Source organism: Staphylococcus sp. GDY8P119P, from assembly GCF_017892075.1.
GTDB lineage: Bacteria > Bacillota > Bacilli > Staphylococcales > Staphylococcaceae > Staphylococcus > Staphylococcus ureilyticus.
The window spans coordinates 25,372-31,729 of record NZ_JAESKJ010000008.1; the positions used below are offsets into that span (position 1 = coordinate 25,372).

7 protein-coding genes are annotated in these 6,358 nt (G+C 30.4%); 1 reads left to right on the plus strand and 6 read right to left on the minus strand.

Annotation, left to right across the window (positions count from 1 at the left end):
- Positions 1–147 precede the first annotated feature (147 nt).
- From agrA to KA830_RS10485, 6 genes are all read right to left on the minus strand, one after another.
- Complete coding sequence (agrA, locus tag KA830_RS10460) at positions 148–864, minus strand: quorum-sensing response regulator AgrA (protein WP_046208006.1); 717 nt, start codon at positions 862–864, stop codon at positions 148–150.
- Between the two features lie 12 nt (positions 865–876).
- Entirely contained in the window at positions 877–2,172 is a 1,296-nt protein-coding gene (agrC, locus tag KA830_RS10465) for a quorum-sensing sensor histidine kinase AgrC (RefSeq protein WP_107525790.1), read from the minus strand.
- A gap of 27 nt (positions 2,173–2,199) precedes the next feature.
- Positions 2,200–2,337 (minus strand): cyclic lactone autoinducer peptide AgrD, encoded by a 138-nt coding sequence (gene agrD, locus KA830_RS10470; protein WP_107525789.1) that lies wholly within the window; start codon positions 2,335–2,337, stop codon positions 2,200–2,202.
- Between the two features lie 2 nt (positions 2,338–2,339).
- Positions 2,340–2,909, minus strand: a complete 570-nt coding sequence (locus tag KA830_RS10475; RefSeq protein ID WP_204180543.1) for an accessory gene regulator AgrB — start codon at positions 2,907–2,909, stop codon at positions 2,340–2,342.
- 737 nt (positions 2,910–3,646) lie between these two features.
- Entirely contained in the window at positions 3,647–4,432 is a 786-nt protein-coding gene (locus tag KA830_RS10480; protein WP_064209760.1) for a carbon-nitrogen family hydrolase, read from the minus strand.
- Between the two features lie 227 nt (positions 4,433–4,659).
- A complete protein-coding gene (locus KA830_RS10485; RefSeq protein WP_046208001.1) occupies positions 4,660–5,289 on the minus strand; it encodes a nitroreductase family protein in 630 nt (209 codons plus the stop codon).
- A gap of 193 nt (positions 5,290–5,482) precedes the next feature.
- On the opposite strand from KA830_RS10485, the gene KA830_RS10490 reads away from it, so the two are divergent.
- A partial coding sequence (locus KA830_RS10490; protein WP_481906241.1) for an ICP22 family protein occupies positions 5,483–6,358 on the plus strand: 876 nt, incomplete at its 3' end.

Consider the following 6,358-nt stretch of genomic DNA (forward strand, 5'->3'; position numbering starts at 1 on the left):
TAATTCTCTCAAGTTAAGGTGATTAAGGTTGAATGGGTGTTGAAGGTTGATTTAAGCTAAACGCATATATGAGTTTCACACAATAAATTGAAGAGTGATGTTAAAAGGCTGAGACATTTTTGTAGTCTCAGCCTTTTAGTTTATGTATTAAATTTTTTTAACATTACGAACAGAAGCATAGCAGTGTTCATTATTTTTGAAATAAACAATACGTGACTTAGAATCAATGGATTCAATATTGTGTCTATTGACAACAAAACTATTATGACATCTGAAAAAACGCTCGTCTAAATTATCAATTTCTTTTAAATTACCATAAAATTCAATTTGCCTATTGTCCAAATGAGCAATCAAACGATGCGAATTCGAAGATGATTCAAAGAACATGACATCATCATATTGTACATAAATAGAATTGCTGCCACGTTTAAGTTCGATTGTTTCAACCGTGCTTTCTTTTGAAAGTAATTTCAATCGAGTTTCTGAAGTTTCGAGGCAATCAATCACTCTGGATTTTAATTCGTCAGGATCATCTTTGAAGATGAAATCCATAGCAGCAACTTTATATACAAAGGTTAAATAAGTGAGCTCACTATGACTTGTGACAAATATGATATTGCTCACAGGATCATATTTTCTAATCTCACTTGCTAATTTAATACCATTAATATCGGCCTCTAATTGTATATCAAGAAAATAACAACCAATATCTTTAAGTTCCTTTGCACGTTCCAATACCTCATAAGGATCTGACGTAGCTACTTCAATTTCCATTGGTTTTTCTTCTATCATGATGTAATTATTGATAATAGAAACTATATTTTCACGTTGTCTTACATCATCTTCGCAAATGAATATTTTCATATTTACACATCCTTATGAATTAGAATTTAATATTTCTACTTTTTGAATAAAGTAGTTATTGTCTATAGTTGTATCTAATAAAACATTGGAAGTTGCATCGGTTATTTCTTTTAAGTTAGATAATCCTAAACCACGATTTTTTCCTTTTGTTGAATAATTTTCTTGGAATAAAGTATGTACTCTAGGCATATCAGGCTTACATTTGTTCATGATGATAAACATAACTGAATCGTCTTCATTTTTGATAAAAGCAATGCGAATTAGAGGATCATCCTCTATTTTTTCTGAAGCTTCTATAGCATTATCTAATAAAATACCAATAATTCTACTCAAATTGATAATAGGCATATCAATTTTTTCAATTGGCTCTGGAACTTCAATACTTAATCTAATATTTTTTTCTTGAGCTTGTAATATTTTTGTTGTGATTAAACCTTTAATTTCACGGACTTTTAAATTTTCAATACCATTAATTTTAAGTGTTTTCATTTGCATATTATCTTGCATAGGTATGATTTCTTCATTGAAATACTTACGTAAACCTTCCATATCATTTTCTCGAATATAATCAGATAATGTTGAAAGGATATTAACATAATCATGCCGAAACTTACGCATCTCATTATTAATCTTTTCAATTTGTAACGTATATTTATAATAATTTTCTATTTCTTTAATATTACGCTTATATTGGATTTGACGTATAATGCTAAAGGAAATAGTAATGATTAAAATAGCCGTAGTAATGATAACCACAGCATACATGATTACTACAAATTTAATATCTGAAAAAGACAAAATTGAATTTGGCAAATAAAAATAAATTAACAGTAAAACTGTGAGTAAAAATAAACATACAATTGAAAGATATATTTTATTTAATGATAAAAATGAAGTTGACATTTTTATGAAAAAATATTTTATTATGTATCCTAAACTTATTGCAATTATGATAAAACTCACTGCATAGAATGAGCTGAAAATATAATTTAATGTGATAACTTCTATTAATTGAGTAGCTAACCAAATAGAAATGAAATTAGCCATATATAAGATGAAAAAACTGATTAATGCTGCCACGACACCAATGGTTTGTTTCCTTTTATACATAAATATAACGATAGCTACTAATAAAAAAATGGTCGCTTTTTCATTGAAAAAGTAATAAAGAACAGTTGAAGGGATTATAATGCAAATCATTGCGATATAATCCCTAAAACCATATTTGATACTTGTTAAAGTCTTAATATTAAAAAATAATAGTACTGCTTGGATTGATGCTAGTACTACCGAATTAAAAACTACCATACTTATACACTCTTTCTAATGAATAGATTATTTGTATAAATCTGTTATTTCTTTTGGAACTTCTGGCTCATCAAAAAAAGCACTGCAAACTTTACCACCTGAAACTGCTCCTAAAACACTAAAGAATTTAACGAATAAGTTTATAATAGATTCAAAAATATGCATATTTAAACATCCTCCTTTGGAAAAAATATTGGGAGTTGGGCAAACGCAATAAGTGTAATGCCTAAAAGCACAAATTGTGAATACGGCTCCTTTAAGATTAGTGAAACAAACAATAATAATAAAGTTACAACAATTGTTTTGATTTTTTTACCTTTTCTAAGTTTTAAAGGGATAGGTTGTTTTTTAGTTGCTGAAGGTGCATAAATAACTAAAATGATAAAACCTAACAAAGCAAGCATATACATTAGGATAATGTCCACTTCTATATACCCAATAAACCAAGGTAGTAAAACAAATAAGACAATGTTTTGAATATGGCACGAAAGCGATGACTTTGCATGTGCACCGTGTGCATATTGTCTAATCAAGTAATATGATAAGTGTACAGTTAGAGTGTATAAAAATATATGGCAAAGGATAGAAATGCCATAAACTACAATAGTTTTCGCAAGATTGCTAACAAAAACTTGCATGCCTAAACGGAGTTTTAGGAATTCAAGATGATCAAGATTATTTCTTTGTTGCAGATATCGTGCTAAGTTTTCAATTTTGTTATCAATTCCCCTTAACATGGCTATTCTCTCCTCACCCGTATTATACAATTTTAATTATATTTTAGGCGTCTCATTGCTTAAGTGTATGTTTTGTATTCCTAACTGTTTGTATTTCTTATCTTTTTAATTTTAACATATAATTCTTAACAAATAAGTATGAAATATAACGAGTTAGGAATTATTAAACGCAATTTCAAAAATTCATGGTTTAATAAACTTGTATCACAAAGAAGTGATAAAATTATTTAGACTTAGCCGTTTAAATGATGTTGTTAGTTAGGCTTTTGAGCAGGAGTCTAATTGACTTTACTAAATTGTGACTGTATCTTCGTATAGTTATTGGAGTTACAAGTTTAGTTGTCGGTTTCATTTCTTTGAATACGGATAAGAGGAGGCTGATGTTGTGACAAGAACCTTTTCAGTAATAGCTAGTGGTTTCGTGAAATAGTACTAAATTAGTACACAACTCGCTTAATGCGTTAAGCAAATCCCTTAAATTTGTATTTGTAGACCTTTCCCAGTCTCAAATCAAATCTATTTTAACATTGTCTATAACAGAGACAATTTAAAATTTAAACATGTAAGCTATCGGAAACATCATTCAATTTATCATTTTAATCGGTAAATTCACTAATTTTTTTCATAATTAATAACATCCCCAAAAATAGATAGAGAAATAACTGTATAAAACATTCCCTTAATAATAAGTTACAAAAAACCGTGAGTCCCTCCCAAGCTCACGGTTTTTTTATGTTTTATTTATAAAGATGAGGTCTCAAATTTTTAAATACGGGTATTGCTTCACGTTGTTTAGAAACCTCATCTAAATTTAACGAACAATTTAATCTTCCTTCTTTATCATTGAGTTGATCTATAATTTCACCATTTGGATTAATAATTATTGAGTTACCAGCATACTCAGTTTTACCATCGTCACCACAGGTATTACAACCGACAACAAACATATCATTTTCTATCGCACGTGCTTTTAATAAAGCTATCCAATGGTCTAATCTAACACTTGGCCACTGTGCTACATAAAATGCGATTTCTGCTCCTTTACGTGCTGGATAACGTAGTATCTCAGGGAAACGCAAGTCATAACAAATAATTTGAGCAATTTTTACACCGTTAGAAAGTGAAAATGGTTCAGGAACAGCATTGCCTGGGCTCATAAAGAGTGGTTCATCTAACATTGGTACAAGATGTACCTTATCGTAACTATTGATTAAATAGCCTTGCTTAGATACTGCAAAGGCAGTGTTATATACACTTTCTTTCATGATATTAGATACAGAGCCTGCTACAATATCTACTTGATACTGAATAGCTAATTTTGAAATGAACTCAAAACTTCGTGATAATTGTTGATCTGCTAGTTTGTTCAATTGGGGTAAGGCATATCCGTTGTTCCACATTTCTGGCAATACAACAACATCTGTGTCAGTCGTCACATAATTAGAGAACCAATTTTTAATGGTTGCTTCATTAAAAGAAACATTTGCTGGTTCAATTTTAAGTTGAAAGATTTCTATATTCATCAATTTCACCCCTTAAATTAGTATTAGACTAAATATACTAAATATATTTAGAAAATTCAAAATATGATAAATTGTATTATATCTAGATATGAAAAAAGAGGCGAAGACACAGAAGTCTAAGCCCCATATTTTGGCAATCATACTAACATTGATAGAAAAGGAATGCATTTAGTCCACGTTTTTGAAGGTGGATGTATAATAACATGTCATTCCATATATTTACTCTTTTATTTTTTTATAAGGAATCGTTTGCTTATATCATTAAATTCTTTTTCATTAGCTGCTTCACGAATATTACCGAAAGGCATTTGTGCCATCAGTTTCCAAGTTTTTGGAATATCAAAAGCTTCAGAAACAGCTACATCTACAAGTGGGTTATAATGCTGTAATGAAGCCCCAATACCTTCAGTGCTTAGTGCTGTCCAAATAGCGAATTGATGCATTGCGTTTGTCTGATTAGACCAAATTGCAAAGTTTTCTGCGTAATTAGGCATTTGATTTTGTAAGCCTTCAATGACTTCTTCGTCTTCAAAATATAAAATTGTTCCATAGGAATGTTTAAAATTATCAATTTTATCAGCAGTCGGTTGGAAATCGCGATCAGGTCCCATTGTATTTTTCAGTGCTTCTTTTGTAATTTCCCAAAATTTATCATGGTTATCATTTAATAATAAAACAATACGTGTAGATTGAGAGTTAAATGAAGATGGTACATGTTTAACTGCATGTTCAATTATATTTTCAACTTCTTTATCAGAAATTGAAATTTCTTTATCTAAACTATAAATTGTACGTCTTGTTTCGATTGCATTTTGAAATGCATCTAAATCTTTTGATTTTTTAGAGAAAATTCCCATTATAGTAGCTCCTTTACTAATTCAAAATATATATCTAGTATAATAATTATACCTGAGTTTGTAAATAGGGTTTTTACAAAAAATTTCAGATTTATTACTTTTTCCTTTCAATAACCATCTATTTAATGAAAAAAAGTGAGCTTTCTAATATAATTATAATGAATACAAGGATTACTAATATGGAGGTGAGAAAATGAAAGGGTATAAAATGAATAAAGTATTAATCTCTAGCTTCGCTTTTGCAATAAGTGCCGCTTTAATATCTAAACCAATTCAAGCTGTTGAAGATCAAAATAATAACACATCGACTGGCACAAAGAATAAATTTGCTGAAACTGATGAAATGGGACATTCATATTTTGCACCTTCAATTTCCAACCTTTATAATGTAGACGATAAAGAAAACTCTGTCTCTAACGTTGAAAATAATAATATAATAAAAAATGAATTGACAGATGATAATTTAAAATCAGATGAAAACTATGATTCATTGAATGATAATGCTTCTAACAATGATGGAAGTGATACACACATTCAACCCGACAATCCAAGTGAAGGAGACATATCTGATACAAATGAAGAGGGTGGTACAGAAGAGACGGCAAAATCTGACCAACCTGATAAAGATGAAGATACATCTTCAAAACCAGATGAACCAAGCGAAGGAGACACTTCTGATACAAATGAAGACGGTGATACAGGAGAAACATCAAAACCAGACCAACCGAATAAAGATGAAGAATCACCTTCAAAACCAGATGAACCAAGCGAAGGAGACACTTCTGATACAAATGGAGACGGTGATACAGGAGAAACATCAAAACCAGACAAACCCAATAAAGATGAAGAATCACCTTCAAAACCAGATGAACCAAGCGAAGGGGACACGTCTGATACAAATGAAGACGGTGATACAGGAGAAACATCAAAACCAGACCAACCTGATAAAGATGAAGATACATCTTCAAAACCAGATGAACCAAGTGAAGGAGACACGTCTGATACAAATGAAGGTGGAGGTTCATCGCCAAAACCAGACAAACCCAGTGATGGAAATACATCCGGTTCA

What these genes read in the sequence shown, in the direction of transcription:
- KA830_RS10480 (WP_064209760.1), bottom strand. Translation starts at nt 4,432, where the DNA reads ATGAATATAGAAATCTTTCAACTTAAAATTGAACCAGCAAATGTTTCT.
- agrC (WP_107525790.1), bottom strand. Translation starts at nt 2,172, where the DNA reads ATGGTAGTTTTTAATTCGGTAGTACTAGCATCAATCCAAGCAGTACTA.
- agrA (WP_046208006.1), bottom strand. Translation starts at nt 864, where the DNA reads ATGAAAATATTCATTTGCGAAGATGATGTAAGACAACGTGAAAATATA.
- KA830_RS10485 (WP_046208001.1), bottom strand. Translation starts at nt 5,289, where the DNA reads ATGGGAATTTTCTCTAAAAAATCAAAAGATTTAGATGCATTTCAAAAT.
- KA830_RS10475 (WP_204180543.1), bottom strand. Translation starts at nt 2,909, where the DNA reads ATGTTAAGGGGAATTGATAACAAAATTGAAAACTTAGCACGATATCTG.
- agrD (WP_107525789.1), bottom strand. Translation starts at nt 2,337, where the DNA reads ATGCATATTTTTGAATCTATTATAAACTTATTCGTTAAATTCTTTAGT.